The sequence below is a fragment of the Clostridium sp. 'deep sea' genome (assembly GCF_014931565.1).
Lineage (GTDB): Bacteria > Bacillota > UBA994 > PWPR01 > PWPR01.
Window position 1 is genome coordinate 3,191,086 of sequence record NZ_CP063353.1, and the last position, 17,316, is coordinate 3,208,401.

Sequence of the window (17,316 nt, forward strand, 5' to 3'; positions counted from 1 at the left end):
TATTTTATTTCCTCTGATAATTCAGGGGTTTTTTTGTGTTTGAATTAGGAGAGGAGATAAAGAAATGAAAACAAAGAGATTAGTAAGAATGGCACTGTTAATTGCTATGTCTTATATCGGGGCGTATATCAAACCCTTTTCTGGACTAGTTGCTACTGCAGCTTTTGACTCAATGCCTGGATTTTTTGCTGCTGCCTGGATTTCACCCCTTGATGGCTGTATTGTGGGTGCAATAGGACATCTATTTACGGCAATGTTACAAGGCTTTTATTTAACTATACCAGTTCACTTAGTGTTAGCTGTTGAAATGGGTTTAATATGTTATGTGTTTGGGTTTATTTGGAGAAAATCTAAAATTGCAGCTATTATTCTTGCTTCTTTACTAAATGGCGTAGCCTCGCCTTTAAGCTTGGTAGTTTTTCCCCATTTAAGCCTTAAAGTATTGTGGGCTATGGTTCCTGTATTAGTATTTGCATCAGTGGCAAATATAGTGGCTGCAGCTGGTTTAACCCTAGCAATGCCTAAAAAAATAAAGAAGATATAACTGTGAAGTATCGAGACGCATTAGTTACAGAATCAAGTAGTAAAACTTTAATAATAACTGCCGATAATAGTGTATCTATTGGTAACAAAGAACATGACTATATTAAAGTTGACCCCAAATTAGTGGGTGCCTTAACAGCTAGAGTTGCTTTACTAGAGGCGGTATGTTTAAATGCTCAGCCAATAGCTGTATCCTGTACTTTATCTTTTCCTTTTGATAGTGCAGATGCGCAAAATATAATGACTGGTATTAAGAGCGAAATGTTAAACTATAGCTTAACAGAACAACAGCTTACAGGAAGCTGTGAAAGCAATTTTCCTGCAACTGTAACAGCAATTGGTATCACTGTAATTAGCGAGCTGTTAAATGAACCCTTAATAAATAAAACAAAGTTAAATGACAAGATTTTTGTAATAGGAAAACCCTTAGTAGGTCCAGAGGTAGTACAGCATAAAAGCCTCTTACCTACTGTAAACACCATAAAGAAATTACAAAGTTTAAAAAATATCCATGAAATTATTCCTTGTGGCTCCGGAGGAGTTAACTCTGAGTTAAAACAGGCTACACTTAATAATGACTGCCATATTGAGTTAGTAAATACCGAACTAGACTTAAACAAATCAGCTGGTCCAGCAACGTGTTTAATTGTAGTTGGAGATATTGAATTACAACATCTTCAATCAGCAATAAATAATAAAATAACCTTAATCGGTTATGTAAGGAGTAAAAATGAAAAAGAATATTAGAGTATTACTAATACTTATGCTTAGCATAGCTTTATTAGCTGCATGTAATACAAATAAAGCAAGAGCAAACGACCTAAAAATAACTGATCAAATGAATCGAGAAATAACTATTAAAGGTGAGGTAACTAAAATTGTTTCATTAGCACCTAGTGCTACCGAAATGCTCTTTGCCTTAGGATTAGGAGAAAGAGTTGTAGGTGTAACAGATTCTTGTAACTATCCTGAAGAATCCCAGAGCATAGAAAAAGTTGGTGGCTTTAAAGGCCCTAATCTTGAAAAAATAGTTGCAGCAGAGCCAAACGTAGTATTCTCTTCAACAGTCTCTCAAGAAACAGTAGAGGCTTTAGACCAAGCTGGTATACCAGTAGTTGTCTTAAATCCTCAAAATATTGAGAGCATTTATCAAGCAATAGAGTTAATGGGTAAAGTATGTAATAGTGCCGAAAACGCAGATCAATTAGTAAATGATATAACTGCTCGCGTAAATGCTGTAAAAGAAAAAGTGGCCAATATTAAAGACGAAGATAAAAAATTAGTTTATTACGAAGTATGGCATGAGCCACCAATGACCGTTGGTCCAAATACCTTCTTACACGAAGTTATTGTGGCTGCTGGTGGTAAAAACCTAGCAGAAGATTCTAAAACAGATTGGCCCAGTTTAAGTACTGAGCAAATAGTTGAAAGAAACCCAGATATAATTTTATTAGGACATGGTGGACAAAAAGCCGAAGAAACAGAATTACGAACTGGCTTTAAAGACATAAAAGCAGTGCAAAACAAAAAAGTAAAGGCTGTAGATGTAGATGTATTTAGCAGACCAGGGCCAAGAATTACGGAGGCTATCGAATTTTTAGCTGAATACATGTATCCAGAACTATTTAAATAGAACATGAGGTGAAATTATGCGAACTGCTAAGAATTTAATGCTAACACTTATAATAACAGCAGTTTGCATAGTTCTTGCTTTGCACATTGGTTCTGTAAAGGTAAGTGTGCAAGACATATTTAAAGCAATATTTTTAGGTGGTGAGGGTTTGCCTTCATCCACTATAACTATTGTGCTTAAGTTAAGGCTACCTCGAATAATATTAGCATTTTTAGTAGGGGGCTGTTTATCAATGGCTGGCTGTGTATTGCAGGCCATTTTACGTAACCCCTTAGCTGATCCCTACATAATTGGCGCCTCATCGGGGGCTTCAGTAGGAGCAGGCTTTTCAATTATACTATTATCAGAGCTAAATATTGGATTTAATAATCTTTTTGGTTTAGGATTAACGCCAATATTCGCTTTTATTGGTGCAATACTTACGGTTTTATTGGTGTATCGTGTTTCTAAGGTAGGCAATACAGTTCCTATTGTTACCTTACTATTAGCAGGCATTGCCACAAGTACAATACTTAGTGCCGTAATGTCTTTAATGTTATATTTTAGTGATGATATAGTACAACCGCTAGTTTACTGGTTAATGGGCAGTTTTAATGCCCGTACTTGGATTCATGTTATAACAATACTGCCTTATCCTATAATCGGGTTTTTAATTATCTATAAAAAGGCAGTTATCTTAGATATTTTTACAATGGGTGAAAGCAAAGCCAAACAGCTTGGTGTTAATGTAGAAAAAGAAAAAAAACTACTATTAATAGTATCAGCATTCTTAACAGCCGCTGCCGTATCTTTGTGTGGAGTTATTGGCTTTGTAGGTCTATTAATACCCCATATTATCAGGCTAATTCACGGTCCAAACAACAAACAACTAGTCTGGAGATCGTTTATTTGGGGTGGAAACTTTTTAATAATTGCCGATACCATAGCCAGAACAATACTTAGCCCTACAGAGTTACCAGTGGGTATAATAACCTCATTATGTGGGGGTCCGTTTTTTATTTATCTATTAAAAAAACAACAGGGTAAGTACTGGCAATAAAGGAGAGCAACATGGCAAATATAATATATGTTACAGGGGGAGCCCGTAGTGGAAAATCCTCTTTTGCTGAAGAACAAGCCAAAAAACATAATAGCGTTTTATATATAGCTACAGCTGCCTGTTTAGATGAAGAAATGCAGTACAGAATTTTAAGGCATCAACAGCAAAGGCCAAAAACGTGGCACACAATTGAAGAACAACTAAAACCTTATACTTATATTAATGCCTGTGTTCAAGAAGAAGCAATTTTACTCGACTGTTTATCGGTATGGGTCTCTAACTTAATGCTTCAGTACTGGAATGATGACGAGTCAGGCTTTACCTGTGCTAAAAATGACTTAATAGATTTAGTTCTAGTAGAAATAGAACAGCTTGTATTGGCCGCCCAAAAATACAATAAAACGCTAATCATTGTATCTAATGAGGTTGGTAGTGGCATAGTACCAATGTCTACATTGGCAAGATATTATCGTGATTGTTTAGGTTTGTGCAACCAAAAAATAGCAAAGGTTGCCAATAAGGTATATTGGTGTGTAAGTGGCATACCAACACTTATTAAGGGAGAGAAAAATGAAAAATAAAGCACTTATGATATTAGGCACAGCTTCTGATGTAGGTAAAAGCATACTTTGCACAGGGCTGTGTCGTGTGTTTAAACAAGATGGATATAAAGTTAGTCCATTTAAAAGTCAAAACATGGCACTCAACTCATATATAACAAATAATGGTAAAGAGATAGGTCGTAGCCAAGGCATTCAAGCCGAAGCAGCAGGGGTGGAGGCCAATGAGTACATGAATCCCATTTTGCTCAAACCCTCAGGCGAAATGAATTCGCAAGTTGTTTTGCTTGGTAAACCCCTTAGTAATATGAGCGCTAGAGAATATAGAGCACAGTTTTTAACAAATGCTCGTGAAATTGTGCAAATAGCTATTAACCATAATAAACAAAATAATGACATAATGGTGATGGAAGGTGCAGGCTCACCCGTAGAAATAAACCTCAAAGATAAAGATATCGTTAACATGAAAGCCGCCGAAATGGCAGATGCCCCCGTAATACTAGTCTCAGATATAGATAGAGGTGGAGTATTTGCTTCTATTGTGGGTACGTTAACGCTCTTAAATGAAGAAGAGAGAGCGAGAGTAAAAGGATTAGTTATAAACAAGTTTAGGGGAGATGTAAGTTTACTTAAACCAGGCCTAGATTGGATTGAGCAGTATACCCAAAAACCAGTTTTAGGTGTTATACCATACGTAAGAGATTTAGATATTGATGCCGAAGACTCTGTAGTGCTTGATTCTACCAAACATGGCTATGGTGAGTATGCCTCAGTGCAAATTGCCGTTATGCATTTGCCTTTAATAAGCAACTTTACAGATATAGATTCACTAAAAAAAGAGCCCGATTGCAATGTTTACTTTGTATCTAATTTGGGTCAATTTGGTTCTCCCGATATAGTAGTAATACCGGGTAGTAAAAATACATTAGCAGATATGAATTTTTTAAATAAAACGGGTTTAGCCCAACGCATTAAAGCCTTTGCAAACAGCGGCGGCACAGTAATTGGTATCTGTGGTGGTTATCAAATGCTTGGTGAAAAAATAATAGATTCAAAGGCTATTGAATCAGCTTTAAACCAAGTTAATGGAATTGGGCTTTTAGCTGTTACAACTATTTTTGAACAGCATAAAGTAACAACTCGTACCAAAGCGGTATTACCTGCTAATACGCTACCTTATATAAAGCAAGATATTACTATAGATGGATATGAAATTCATATGGGTAAAAGCAATTTATTGAAAAATGACTGTTTGCTATTGGTAACAGAAAGAGCAGGTCAAAAAGTTCAAGATACTGATGGTGCAATTTCTAACGATGGCAAGATATTTGGCACCTATTTTCATGGTATTTTTGATAATGGCTTATTAAGAAGAAGCCTAATTAATAATATAAGAAAAAACAAAGGTTTAGCTGAGCTAACTGAACCTATTTATGACCATATTGAGGCACGTGAAAAGGCTTTTAACAGATTAGCAGAGCATTTTAGAAGCCATTTAAATATGGAGAAAATCTATGAAATCTTGGATCTACAGTAGTATAGAGCTGCAACTGGTTTTTGCTATTATCATAGATTTAATAATTGGTGATCCTCCAAAGATGCCTCATTTAGTAATTTATTATGGTAATTTTTTAAAGGTGCTCGAGAAAAAACTTAATAAAAATAATTATAAAATAATTAAGGGTGCCTTAGCAGTAAGTGTCTTTATTTTACTTGTTTATATATTTAACTACCTGCTAACTATATTTAAAGGCTATTTACCTATAACCATAACCGTTATTAGTATTTGGTTAATGGCATCTTGTTTAGCTATTAAGAGCTTAGCTGACCACGCTTTTGCAGTATTTAAAGAATTAAATAACAATAACATTAAACAGGCAAGACTATATACATCTTATATAGTAGGTAGAGATACTCAAAACCTTAATGAAGCTGAGCTAACAAGGGCAGTAGTTGAAACAGTGGCAGAAAACACTGTAGATGGAGTAACAGCACCCCTATTTTATTTGCTGTGTTTTGGTTTACCTGGAGGTTTAATCTATAAAGCCATCAATACCCTTGACTCAATGTGGGGGCATAAAAACGACCGATTTATTAAATTTGGCAAAGTTGCTGCCAGATTAGATGACATAGCAAACTTTATACCTGCTCGTTTAACAGCGATATTAATTGTGGTTGTCAGCTTTATATTACCCAGTTATAGTGGTAAACAGTCACTTAAAATAGTCTTAAGAGATAGATATAAACACCCAAGTCCTAATAGCGGTTTATCCGAATCTGCTTTTGCAGGATCTTTAAAAATTCAGCTAGGTGGCACTAACTATTATCAAGGATTAGTATCACACAGAGGAAAAATGGGAGATAAACTACAGCCTCTAACTAAACAACATTTAAAAATGTCGATAAACCTAATGAAAATAACAAGCCTATTATTTGCAGTACTAGGTTTAATAATAAGGGTGGTACTATAGTGAAACCTTTAAATTTAGCATTTCAATTTTTAACTAAATTATCTTTTATTAAAAACTATCCGCAGGTAAGTGATAAAGACCTAGCGAATAGCATAATTTTTTATCCTGTGGTGGGGGCTTTTTATGGTGCTGTATTGTATTTCATTGCCTTTTTACTACCTAGCAAGTTACCTCTAATAACCATAGGTATACTATTAGTAGTATGCGAATTCTTATTATCTGGTGGTTTGCACTATGATGGTTTAAGTGATTTAGCCGATGGTTGGTTTTCTGGAAGAGAGGTAACAAGACAGCTTGAGATAATGAGAGATAGTAGGTCAGGAGTAATGGGTATAACAGCTTTAATACTGAATTTATTACTTAAAACCTCTCTATTAATTGTTATCAAGAACAATTTGTTAGCCATGCTGTGTTATGGCTTTATAGGAAAACTAATTTTAGTAATTACTATTGTACTATTTCCTTATGCCCGAAAAAAAGGCACTGGGGCTTTGTTTAAAGCTGCATCTTACAAACACCTTTTGCTATGTTTACTTTATTTGCCGTTAATTATTTACATTATATATAGTGCAAAACTAATGTTAATTTATGCAATTATTATAGCTATAACCTTAACCCTTTTTATTGCATATTTAATAAATAAACGTTATAAAGGTTTAACTGGTGATTGTTATGGAGCTTTGCATGAGATTTCACAAATATTATATCTAATTTGTATAGGAGCGTTAATTTAATGAATAAATACGAACATGGAGGAAATATTTGGGTAAAAAATAACCCTCAAGAATGGTTAGATTTTAGTGCAAATATTAACCCTTATGGGCCTCCCCAAGTAATAAAACAAATAATTCAAAATAAAATAAATCAAATAAACGCTTATCCAGAGCCTTTGGCTAGGTTAGCTAGAGTAGAGCTTGCTCGTTATTTAAACGTAGATTTTAATGAGGTATTACTTACTAGCGGTGGAATAAGTGCTATGGAGTTGGTAATAAGAACTATTAAACCTCAACATAGCTTAATAATTCAGCCTGGCTTTGTAGAATATGAAAGACTAAGCAGTATTTATAGCACAAGTTTTGAAAATATTGTGGCCTTTACAGAAAAAGGCTACAGCGTAAATATAGCTAATATAGAGAATAAACTAAAAAAAGCAGATTTATTATTTTTATGTCATCCCTCAAATCCAGTTGGATTAACGCTTAATGAAAACACTTTACAACAGCTATTTACCCTATGTGAGCAAAATAACGTGACCCTAGTTTTAGATGAAGCTTTTATTCATTACTGTATCGAAAAAACAAAAGTAAGCCAAATTAATAGCTTTAATAATTTAATAATAGTGGGTTCATTAACTAAAATATATTCTATACCTGGCATTAGGGCAGGATATATAGTTGCAAATAAACACATACTTAAAAGAATAGAGCAACAGTACTTACCCTGGAGTGTCAATATCTTTGCTCAAGAGATAGTAAAGGCTCTAAACTTACCCCAAATAAAACAGTTTGAGCAAATTTCTGTTAAGAAAAATGCAAAAGCAAAGGCTTTAATGGTAAAAGAGCTTACTAAGTTAGGATTTAAGGTATACAACTCCTTAACAAACTATTTATTATTGCAAACTACACAACTAGGCTTAACAAGTAGCCAAATTAATCACGGATTAATAAACTATAAAGTAATGGTTAGAGATTGCTCTAACTTTGTAGGACTAAATAATAACTATATCAGGGTAGCTGTTAAAAAAATTGAGCAAAACAATTACCTAATTAATAGTCTAAAAGAGGTTATAAAATGTGGTACCTATTTCGACACCCCCAAACAATCTTAAACGAACAACAAAAATATCATGGTTGGAGTTATGCCCCCTATAGTCATTTAGGCGAAAAACAACTTAAAAATATGGTTGAGTTTAGCAAACAGTTACCAGTAAACCAAATTCTATGTTCAGACTTACCCAGATGCCAAGAGGCTGCTGAGCAAATAGCATTAGTGAAAAAGCTTCAACCTGTATCAACTAAGTTATTAAGAGAACTTAATTTTGGTGAATGGCATGGTTATAGCTATAATGAACTAACAAAAAAATACCCTAATATAATGAAAAAATGGGTTGACGACCCTTGGACTAATGCTCCGTTAAATGGAGAAACCCTAACTGAACTAAAAAATAGATGTACAGAGCTTTATAAAAAATACAAAGAAACAAATCTGTTAATAGTTAGTCATGGTGGGGTAATAGCTTTATTTCAACAGCTAATAAATAATAAACCTTATTGGAAGTTATTACCTAAAAATAATCAATGCATTACAATAGACTGGTTAACTAAACAAATAGAGAGTATAGATATTTAAGAAGTTTAATACCCATATATACAAAAAGATCGCCAAAAGCGATCTTTTATGTAATATTTACTAATCAACAGTTTTTCTTCTGTCTCTGTCTCTAAACAGAAAAGTAATACTCCACAGTCCAGCTAATCCAACTAATGCGTAGACTATTCTACTAAAGGTTGTCATTTGACCAAATAATGTTGCAACAAGGTCAAAGTCCAACAAACCAATTAAGCCCCAATTTATAGCTCCGACAATTACGAGTACTAATGCTACGATATTCATATTGTCATCTCCTTTTCCAGATTAACTTTATTTTTTGTTAAACAAAGAAAAGATATACACTGGCTTAGCCTTTTAGCTTATTTTTCCATTCTTCTTTAGAATAAATATCCTTAATTGCCTTAACTCGGTCTATTGCCATGATGCCATTAAGATGGTCAATTTCATGCTGTAATAATTCACTCATAGCTCCACTGTATTGCTTTATAATTAAACGACCAGTTTTATCATAGAATTTCACTTTTATACTTTCACTTCTTTCAATATATACCATAATTTCAGGCATACTAAAACAATCATCAAACATATAAAAGCTATTTTTGCTATACTCAATAATCTCTGGGTTTATAAAGTACTGAGGTGTATCAGTATTAATACATATAATTTTTTTAAGAACATTAATTTGAGGAGCTGCAATTCCTCGACCAAAGCCATTATTTTTTTTAAAATTAATTAAGGTATCGTTTAAATCAATTAATAACTGCTCATTTGCATTATTTAACGGAAAATCAACTATCTTACATTTTTTTCTTAAAATATTATTTCCTAAAAGCGCTAAGCTTTTAATTGCCATAACATCACCCCTTAAGAAACTTTTATATACATAACTATACTTTAAGATAAATTATGATATACTACAAGGGTCTTTTAGGAGATGCATAGCTAAAAAAACTAAAAACGGTGAGGGAGTTAACAATGCCTAAAAAAATAATAGGAATAGTAGGCGGAATGGGACCAGAAGCAACTGCTGATTTGTTTTTAAAAATAATAAAAGCTACACCAGCAAAAAAAGATCAAGACCATATTAGAGTATTTATTGATAACAATACAAATATTCCGGATAGAACAAAAGCCATTTTAGGTGAAGGGGATAGCCCTTTAACCGCAATGAAGGATACTGTATGCAAACTTAAACAAGCAGGAGCAGAAATACTGGTAATGCCTTGTAATACAGCTCACTACTTTTACAACGATATAGCTACAGATAAAGAGTTAACATTTCTTCATATGATGAAAGAAACCTCAAGCTACATTAAAGAACAGTATCCCCAGGCTAAAAAAATAGGTATTTTAGCAACAAGTGGTACAATACAATCTCAAATGTATCATAAAGCACTCAAAGCTAATGATTTAATACCTTTAGAGCCAAGTGAAAAAGATCAAACTAAAGTAATGGATGCTATTTATGCCTCATGGGGTATTAAAGCAGGTAATTATACAAAATCAAAACAATACCTAATAGAGGTAGCTCAGCAATTAATAGAACAGGGTGCTCAAGCTTTAATATTAGGTTGCACAGAGATTCCATTAGTAATTAAAGAAGATGATTTAGAATTGCCCATTGTAGATGCAACCCAGGTGTTAGCAGAGGCTGCAGTTAAAGCTGCATTTAGCTAAACTCAAATTTGTAGACTTTAATTTCTTTAATGTATACATTATATAGCTAATAAATATTGGATATTGACTTATAGAGTAGGTATTTGGTTAGAGAGAAAATGGTACAACTTATATTACGTACTATTAAGAAGATAAGATAATACACTAAATAGAGTTTTAACAAGGCAATTACTGTGTATAATAAAAGAGATGAGTTTATTTACAAACTCATCTCTTTTTTGCGGGAGGATACTAATTTCGCTTGGTATCTAGTAAACCCAAAGCAATGTGAGCTAATCCAAAACCAAGTATGCCAGCACCAAAGGAGTATTTTTTTACACCAGTTAAAACAGCGCCAACACCAGCTACAGCAGCACCAATGCCTGCTACAACTAAACCAGTATGATCTTTTACAACAGAAGAGTCAATTTTCATCTTCATAGTTATCACCTCCATCACTTAGTATGTTATAAAAGGAAAAAAGCTATGAGTGAAAAATAATTTTAAAAAAAGATAAAAAAAGTGTTGACTCTATAAAAACCACGTGCTATTATATACAGGCGCTAGAGAACACGGCGCAAAACAAGAGAGAACATTGAGAATTAAATAGTAGTAGAATAGGGCTCTTAAAAAAGTAACAAAGTCAGTAACGTTAAAAAGTTTTAACGGAGAGTTTGATCCTGGCTCAGGACGAACGCTGGCGGCGTGCCTCATACATGCAAGTCGAGCGAAGGATTTGGTAGCTTGCTACCAAATGACTTAGCGGCGAACGGGTGAGTAACACGTGAGTAATCTGCCCTTCAGACTGGGATAACAGCGGGAAACTGCTGCTAATACCAGATATTATCTGACTGTCACATGGCGGACAGATGAAAAGCAATGTGCTGAAGGATGAACTCGCGCTTCATTAGCTAGTTGGTAAGGTAACGGCTTACCAAGGCGACGATGAATAGCCGGCCTGAGAGGGTGAACGGCCACACAGGAACTGAGACACGGTCCTGACTCCTACGGGGGGCAGCAGTCGGGGATATTGCACAATGGAGGAAACTCTGATGCAGCGACGCCGCGTGAATGATGAAGGCCTTCGGGTCGTAAAATTCTGATGTGAGAGACGAAGAAAGTGACGGTATCTCACCAGCAAGCACCGGCTAACTACGTGCCAGCAGCCGCGGTAATACGTAGGGTGCAAGCGTTGTCCGGAATCACTGGGCGTAAAGGGAGCGTAGGTGGTTATACAAGTATTTAGTAAAAGGCATGGGCTTAACCGATGTAAGCTAGATAAACTGTATAACTTGAGTGCAGTAGAGGTAAGCGGAATTCCTAGTGTAGCGGTGAAATGCGTAGATATTAGGAGGAACACCAGTGGCGAAGGCGGCTTACTGGGCTGTAACTGACACTGAGGCTCGAAAGCGTGGGGAGCAAACAGGATTAGATACCCTGGTAGTCCACGCTGTAAACGATGAATGCTAGGTGTCGGGGGTTTAGATACCTTCGGTGCTGCAGTTAACGCAATAAGCATTCCGCCTGGGGAGTACGATCGCAAGATTGAAACTCAAAGGAATTGACGGGGGCCCGCACAAGCAGCGGAGCATGTGGTTTAATTCGACGCAACGCGAAGAACCTTACCAAGGCTTGACATCCTCTGATGTACCTAGAGATAGGTTTCCCTACGGGGCAGAGAGACAGGTGGTGCACGGTTGTCGTCAGCTCGTGTCGTGAGATGTTGGGTTAAGTCCCGCAACGAGCGCAACCCTTGTGTTTAGTTGCCATCATTAAGTTGGGGACTCTAGACAGACTGCCGGTGACAAACCGGAGGAAGGTGGGGATGACGTCAAATCAGCATGCCCTTTATGCCTTGGGCTACACACGTGCTACAATGGTCTGTACAAAGAGAAGCGAAACCGCGAGGTGGAGCGGATCTCATAAAGCAGATCTCAGTTCGGATTGTAGGCTGAAACTCGCCTACATGAAGTTGGAGTTGCTAGTAATCGTAGGTCAGCAATACTACGGTGAATGCGTTCCCGGGCCTTGTACACACCGCCCGTCACACCACGAGAGTTGGTAACACCCGAAGCCGGTGACCTAACCGTAAGGAAGGAGCTGTCTAAGGTGGGATCAGCGATTGGGGTGAAGTCGTAACAAGGTAGCCGTATCGGAAGGTGCGGCTGGATCACCTCCTTTCTAAGGAGACTAAGAAAACTATTCTACACTATTTAATTCTGAGGGTTTTCCTCAATATAATGGGGGCCTGTAGCTCAGCAGGTTAGAGCGCACGCCTGATAAGCGTGAGGTCGATAGTTCGAGTCTATCTAGGCCCACCATTAACAACAAAATAACGTGGGGGTGTAGCTCAGTTGGGAGAGCGCCTGCCTTGCAAGCAGGAGGTCAACGGTTCGATTCCGTTCATCTCCACCACTACAGAACATTGAAAACTGCATAGAGAGGTCAAGTAAAAAAGAGCATATGGCGGATGCCTAGGCGCCAAGAGTCGAAGAAGGACGTAGCCAGCAACGATAAGCTGTGGGGAGCTGCAAGCAAGCGTTAAATCCACAGATTTCCGAATGGGGAAACCCAGTGGGTAGAAGGCCCACTACCGCTAAGTGAACAAAATAGCTTAGTAGGAGGCAACCAGGAGAACTGAACCATCTAAGTATCCTGAGGAAGAGAAAGAAACATCGATTCCCTGAGTAGCGGCGAGCGGAAGGGGAAGAGCCCAAACCAAGTACTTGTACTTGGGGTTGAGGACTCCAATAATCGAGTGGAATCTAATTGAATGGGAAGGGAAGCCCAGCCGTAGAGCGTGATAGCCGCGTAAATGAAAGAGGAAGCAAGAGTGGAGTATCCAGAGTAGTGCAGGACACGTGAAACCCTGTATGAAGCAGGGGGACCACCCCCCAAGGCTAAATACTCCTTGGCGACCGATAGTGAAGCAGTACCGTGAGGGAAAGGTGAAAAGCACCCCGGGAGGGGAGTGAAATAGAACCTGAAACCATATGCTTACAATGAATTCGAGCACTACGGTGTGAGAGTGTACTTTTTGTAGAACGGACCGGCGAGTTACCATGAATAGCAAGGTTAAGGAATAAAGTTCTGGAGCCGCAGCGAAAGCGAGTCTGAATAGGGCGAATAGAGTTATTGGTGGTAGACCCGAAACCGCGTGATCTACGCATGGCCAGAGTGAAGCGTATGTAAGAGTACGTGGAGGCTCGAACCCACTGAAGTTGAAAATTCAGGGGATGAGTTGTGTGTAGGGGTGAAATGCCAATCGAACGCGGAGATAGCTGGTACTCTCCGAAATAGCTTTAGGGCTAGCCTCAATCGGTGAGTCAGGGGCGTAGAGCACTGATGGAATAAGGGGACTTCACCGTCTACCAACTTCTGTCAAACTCCGAAGTCCAACTGACTTTAGATTGGGAGTCAGACTGCGAATGATAAGATCCGTAGTCGAGAGGGAAACAACCCAGACCACCTGCTAAGGTCCCCAAGTCATAACTAAGTGGAGAAGGAGGTGGGATTGCATAGACAACCAGGATGTTGGCTTAGAAGCAGCCATACATTTAAAGAGTGCGTAATAGCTCACTGGTCAAGTGATCCTGCGCCGAAAATGAACGGGGCTAAAGTTATGCACCGAAGCAGTGGCTAGATAGTAATATCTGGGGTAGGAGAGCATTGCATGGGCGGAGAAGCTGTGCTGTAAGGCATGGTGGAGCGCATGGAAGAGAGAATGCCGGTATGAGTAGCGAGAAGGAAAGTGAGAATCTTTCCCGTCGAAAGCCCAAGGTTTCCTGAGGAAGGCTCGTCCACTCAGGGTAAGTCGGGGCCTAAGCCGAGGCCGAAAGGCGTAGGCGATGGATAACTAGTTGAGATTCTAGTACCACCTAATATTGCTTGAGTGAAGCAATGACACAGGAAGGTAGGGACCGCGCACTGTTGGAGGTGCGTCCAAATGTGTAGGCAGTGATTGCAGGTAAGTCCGCAGTTACATATGCTGAGGCATGATGGGGAGCGAAATGAAGTAGCGAACGGCCTGATCCTACGCTGTCGAGAAAAGTTGCTAGCGAGATAGAAGGTGCCCGTACCGTAAACCGACACAGGTAGGCAAGGAGAGAATCCTAAGACGCGCAGGAGAACCCCTGTTAAGGAACTCGGCAAAATGACTCCGTAACTTCGGGAGAAGGAGTGCTCTAATATTGTGAAGTTCCTTGCGAATGGAGCAAGAAAGAGTTGCAGATGAGAGGCTCAAGCGACTGTTTACCAAAAACACAGGTCTCTGCTAAAGCGAAAGCTGAAGTATAGGGGCTGACGCCTGCCCGGTGCTGGAAGGTTAAGGGGAAGTGTTAGCGTAAGCGAAGCACAGAACTGAAGCCCCAGTGAACGGCGGCCGTAACTATAACGGTCCTAAGGTAGCGAAATTCCTTGTCGGGTAAGTTCCGACCCGCACGAAAGGCGTAACGGTTTGAGCGCTGTCTCAACAGGGGGCCTGGTGAAATTGCAATGCACGTGAAGATGCGTGCTACCCGCGACTGGACAGAAAGACCCCGTGAAGCTTTACTACAGCTTGATATTGGGTTTCGGTACTACATGTACAGGATAGGTGGGAGACTGTGAAGCTAGGACGTCAGTCTTAGTGGAGTCAATGTTGGGATACCACCCTTGTAGTGCTGAAATTCTAACCCGTGTCCGTAAGCCGGGCAGGGGACAGTGTCAGGTGGGTAGTTTGACTGGGGCGGTCGCCTCCTAAAGAGTAACGGAGGCGCTCCAAGGTTCCCTCAGCGCGGATGGAAATCGCGCGAAGAGTGCAAAGGCATAAGGGAGCTTGACTGTAAGACATACAGGTCGAGCAGGAACGAAAGTTGGACTTAGTGATCCGGCGGTACCGAGTGGAAGGGCCGTCGCTAAACGGATAAAAGCTACTCCGGGGATAACAGGCTTATCTCGCCCAAGAGTCCATATCGACGGCGAGGTTTGGCACCTCGATGTCGGCTCATCACATCCTGGAGCTGAAGCAGGTTCCAAGGGTTGGGCTGTTCGCCCATTAAAGTGGTACGTGAGCTGGGTTCAGAACGTCGTGAGACAGTTCGGTCCATATCCGTCGCGGGCGTAGGAAAATTGAAGAGAGCTGTCCCTAGTACGAGAGGACCGGGATGGACGAACCGCTGGTGTATCAGTTGTCTCGCCAGAGGCACCGCTGAGTAGCTAAGTTCGGAAGGGATAAACGCTGAAAGCATCTAAGCGTGAAGCCTCCTTTAAGACTAGTTTTCCCACCGAAAGGGTAAGGCACCATGAAGAAGACGTGGTAGATAGGCCAGAGGTGTAAGTGTGGCGACACATTCAGCTGACTGGTACTAATAAGCCGAGGACTTGACCTCAAATTTCTATGTAGTTTTGAATGCTCTGTTGATAAACAGAGTATGAATAAAGTTTATGGCGGCGATGGCAAAGGGGTCACACCTGTTCCCTTACCGAACACAGAAGTTAAGCCCTTTAGCGCCGATGGTACTTGGCTGGTGACGGCCTGGGAGAGTAGGACGCTGCCATATTAAATTTTTGCAAGCTTAGGCTTGTAAAACGCACACAATGCGTTCCACAGTGGCTCAATGGTAGAGCATCCGGCTGTTAACCGGAGGGTTGTAGGTTCGAGTCCTACCTGTGGAGCCATTTTTATTTTTAAAGGTTTTTTCCACGGACGCTTCGAAAATTAAATTGATATCTTCGTTGTACGAAAATATCTGCTACAAAGGCATACTAATGTATTACCTTTTCCACAGATTTTTTTATGTATAACGAAGAGAGGAAGAAATTGTGGAATCCACAGCGGAGGGTTGTAGGTTTGAGTACTTTACCTGTGGAGCCATTTTATTTTTAAAGGTTTTTTCCACGGACGCTTCGAAAATTAAATTTATATCTGCGTTGTACGAACATATCTGCTACAAAAGCATACTAATGTATTACTTTTTCCACAGATTTTTCTACGTCTTAATCTAAATTCAATTTTCAAAGCATAGATTTTTGAGGAGCAAAATATCTTACCTATAGAAATAAAACAACAATATTACGGCATAATGATACTGTGAGCCTTTTATAATTTTAGCGGAAGGTTAACAATACTATAATGATACTGTGAATTTTTTATATTTTTTAACCAAGGGTAATAGTACTTTTAAATTATAATATATGGATTTCAGAATTATTTCCTGTCAAGGCACAAGAAAAAATTAGGCTAGCGCAATACATGAGTATGCGTTAGCTTAATTTTTTTGTAGGTACGCATTGCATGCGTACCGCTGTTAGGAATTACAAAAAATTACCATAAATAAAAACCTCTGCTGAGTAATATCTACTTTTACTCTCCCCAAGTATATAAGAGGAGGCAATTGTTCAAATCATAGAATGTGATCATAGATAATATACTAATTCAAGTAATAAAATTAATAAAAATACACAATAACTAAAATATGTTATAATATAACATAAGGTGTTTGGATAAAAAGTAAAAAGGAATGTAATAAATTGAAAAGTAAAAGGATATATTGTTTTTTATTAGCTTTTATTATGATTTGTTCGTTAGGTGTTAATGAAGTAGCATTAGCAATGCCTCCCATAGAAAAACCATATGAAGTAGCAACAGTTGAGAGTAATGTATATACAGGCAACACACGTCAAGTAAGTCTAGGGGTATTACATGATTGGCAACAGTTTCCTGATGGTGGAGCCTTTAATGTCAGCAACTCAAAGTCTAAAGGTATTACAATTACCAAAACTGCTTCAGCAAATTTTTTTGGTATTATTAGTGCATCATTTGGAGTATCAAGATCTTGGTCTATGTCTAATACCGTTGGAGTAACTAAAAATGTTACACCGACTCCATGGGCACGTTTAGTAGCAATATCTCACGAGAAAGAGTACTTAATAACTATAAGACACGAACTACGTATAAATTCCGAAAATATAATTGAAACATGGTATTCAGATCACTATGTATGGAAACCAACTGTAATAGATAATTTTGTAGAATATAGTACTACCGGACCATATTAAAGTAATAACAATCCAAATACCTTATTTTTAATGTTATATTTTTAC

15 protein-coding genes, 3 tRNA genes and 3 rRNA genes are annotated in these 17,316 nt (G+C 38.4%); 18 read left to right on the top strand and 3 right to left on the bottom strand.

Features of this window, described 5'->3' with window-relative positions; all coding sequences use genetic code 11:
- The first annotated feature begins 64 nt into the window (after positions 1-64).
- From IMX26_RS14865 to IMX26_RS14910, 10 genes are read left to right on the top strand one after another with little or no spacing between them, the layout of a single operon-like run.
- A complete protein-coding gene (locus IMX26_RS14865) occupies positions 65-544 on the top strand; it encodes an ECF transporter S component (RefSeq protein ID WP_195159150.1) in 480 nt (159 codons plus the stop codon).
- Positions 545-546: 2 nt separating this feature from the next.
- A complete protein-coding gene (locus IMX26_RS14870; protein ID WP_195159151.1) occupies positions 547-1,290 on the top strand; it encodes an AIR synthase related protein in 744 nt (247 codons plus the stop codon).
- Entirely contained in the window at positions 1,274-2,176 is a 903-nt protein-coding gene (locus tag IMX26_RS14875; protein ID WP_195159152.1) for a cobalamin-binding protein, read from the top strand. Before IMX26_RS14870 ends, IMX26_RS14875 begins: the two co-directional genes overlap by 17 nt.
- A 16-nt stretch (positions 2,177-2,192) precedes the next feature.
- The gene (locus IMX26_RS14880) at positions 2,193-3,215 is read left to right on the top strand and encodes an iron ABC transporter permease (RefSeq protein ID WP_207729294.1); all 1,023 of its coding nucleotides are present in this window, start codon (positions 2,193-2,195) and stop codon (positions 3,213-3,215) included.
- 11 nt (positions 3,216-3,226) lie between these two features.
- Positions 3,227-3,796 carry a bifunctional adenosylcobinamide kinase/adenosylcobinamide-phosphate guanylyltransferase gene (cobU, locus tag IMX26_RS14885; protein WP_195159153.1) on the top strand — a complete coding sequence of 190 codons (570 nt, stop codon included), beginning with the start codon at positions 3,227-3,229 and terminating at the stop codon, positions 3,794-3,796.
- Positions 3,786-5,312: a cobyric acid synthase gene (locus IMX26_RS14890; protein WP_243259180.1), complete on the top strand. Its 1,527-nt coding sequence runs from the start codon at positions 3,786-3,788 to the stop codon at positions 5,310-5,312. Before cobU ends, IMX26_RS14890 begins: the two co-directional genes overlap by 11 nt.
- Entirely contained in the window at positions 5,290-6,246 is a 957-nt protein-coding gene (gene cbiB, locus IMX26_RS14895) for an adenosylcobinamide-phosphate synthase CbiB (RefSeq protein ID WP_195159154.1), read from the top strand. Before IMX26_RS14890 ends, cbiB begins: the two co-directional genes overlap by 23 nt.
- Complete coding sequence (gene cobS, locus IMX26_RS14900; RefSeq protein ID WP_195159155.1) at positions 6,246-6,980, top strand: adenosylcobinamide-GDP ribazoletransferase; 735 nt, start codon at positions 6,246-6,248, stop codon at positions 6,978-6,980. The genes cbiB and cobS overlap by 1 nt, the downstream gene beginning before the upstream one ends.
- Positions 6,980-8,074, top strand: coding sequence for a histidinol-phosphate transaminase (locus tag IMX26_RS14905; protein WP_195159156.1), 1,095 nt, complete (start codon positions 6,980-6,982; stop codon positions 8,072-8,074). The genes cobS and IMX26_RS14905 overlap by 1 nt, the downstream gene beginning before the upstream one ends.
- Positions 8,038-8,595, top strand: a complete 558-nt coding sequence (locus tag IMX26_RS14910; protein WP_195159157.1) for a histidine phosphatase family protein — start codon at positions 8,038-8,040, stop codon at positions 8,593-8,595. Before IMX26_RS14905 ends, IMX26_RS14910 begins: the two co-directional genes overlap by 37 nt.
- Before the next feature lie 60 nt (positions 8,596-8,655).
- Here the strand turns inward: IMX26_RS14910 and IMX26_RS14915 are convergent, their stop codons facing one another.
- Positions 8,656-8,859, bottom strand: coding sequence for a DUF378 domain-containing protein (locus IMX26_RS14915; RefSeq protein ID WP_195159158.1), 204 nt, complete (start codon positions 8,857-8,859; stop codon positions 8,656-8,658).
- Positions 8,860-8,923: 64 nt separating this feature from the next.
- Positions 8,924-9,430, bottom strand: coding sequence for a peptide deformylase (gene def / locus IMX26_RS14920; protein WP_195159159.1), 507 nt, complete (start codon positions 9,428-9,430; stop codon positions 8,924-8,926).
- 122 nt (positions 9,431-9,552) lie between these two features.
- On the opposite strand from def, the gene IMX26_RS14925 reads away from it, so the two are divergent.
- On the top strand, positions 9,553-10,254 hold the full coding sequence (locus IMX26_RS14925; protein WP_195159160.1) for an amino acid racemase: 702 nt from the start codon (positions 9,553-9,555) through the stop codon (positions 10,252-10,254).
- Positions 10,255-10,485: 231 nt separating this feature from the next.
- Here the strand turns inward: IMX26_RS14925 and IMX26_RS14930 are convergent, their stop codons facing one another.
- Positions 10,486-10,674, bottom strand: coding sequence for a hypothetical protein (locus tag IMX26_RS14930; protein ID WP_243259182.1), 189 nt, complete (start codon positions 10,672-10,674; stop codon positions 10,486-10,488).
- A 221-nt stretch (positions 10,675-10,895) separates the two neighbouring features.
- On the opposite strand from IMX26_RS14930, the gene IMX26_RS14935 reads away from it, so the two are divergent.
- The 7 genes from IMX26_RS14935 to IMX26_RS14965 all read left to right on the top strand — a co-directional run bounded on the left by IMX26_RS14935 (position 10,896) and on the right by IMX26_RS14965 (position 17,271).
- Positions 10,896-12,414: ribosomal RNA gene (locus IMX26_RS14935) — 16S ribosomal RNA — on the top strand.
- Between the two features lie 63 nt (positions 12,415-12,477).
- Positions 12,478-12,554: transfer RNA gene (locus tag IMX26_RS14940), tRNA-Ile, on the top strand.
- 18 nt (positions 12,555-12,572) lie between these two features.
- Positions 12,573-12,648 (top strand) — tRNA-Ala (locus IMX26_RS14945).
- A gap of 28 nt (positions 12,649-12,676) precedes the next feature.
- A 23S ribosomal RNA gene (locus IMX26_RS14950) occupies positions 12,677-15,602 on the top strand.
- Positions 15,603-15,656: 54 nt separating this feature from the next.
- A 5S ribosomal RNA gene (gene rrf / locus IMX26_RS14955) occupies positions 15,657-15,773 on the top strand.
- The 16S, 23S and 5S rRNA genes sit together here with 3 tRNA genes alongside, the layout of an rRNA operon.
- Before the next feature lie 43 nt (positions 15,774-15,816).
- Positions 15,817-15,891 (top strand) — tRNA-Asn (locus IMX26_RS14960).
- A gap of 894 nt (positions 15,892-16,785) precedes the next feature.
- A complete protein-coding gene (locus tag IMX26_RS14965; RefSeq protein ID WP_195159161.1) occupies positions 16,786-17,271 on the top strand; it encodes a hypothetical protein in 486 nt (161 codons plus the stop codon).
- The last annotated feature ends 45 nt before the right edge of the window (positions 17,272-17,316 follow it).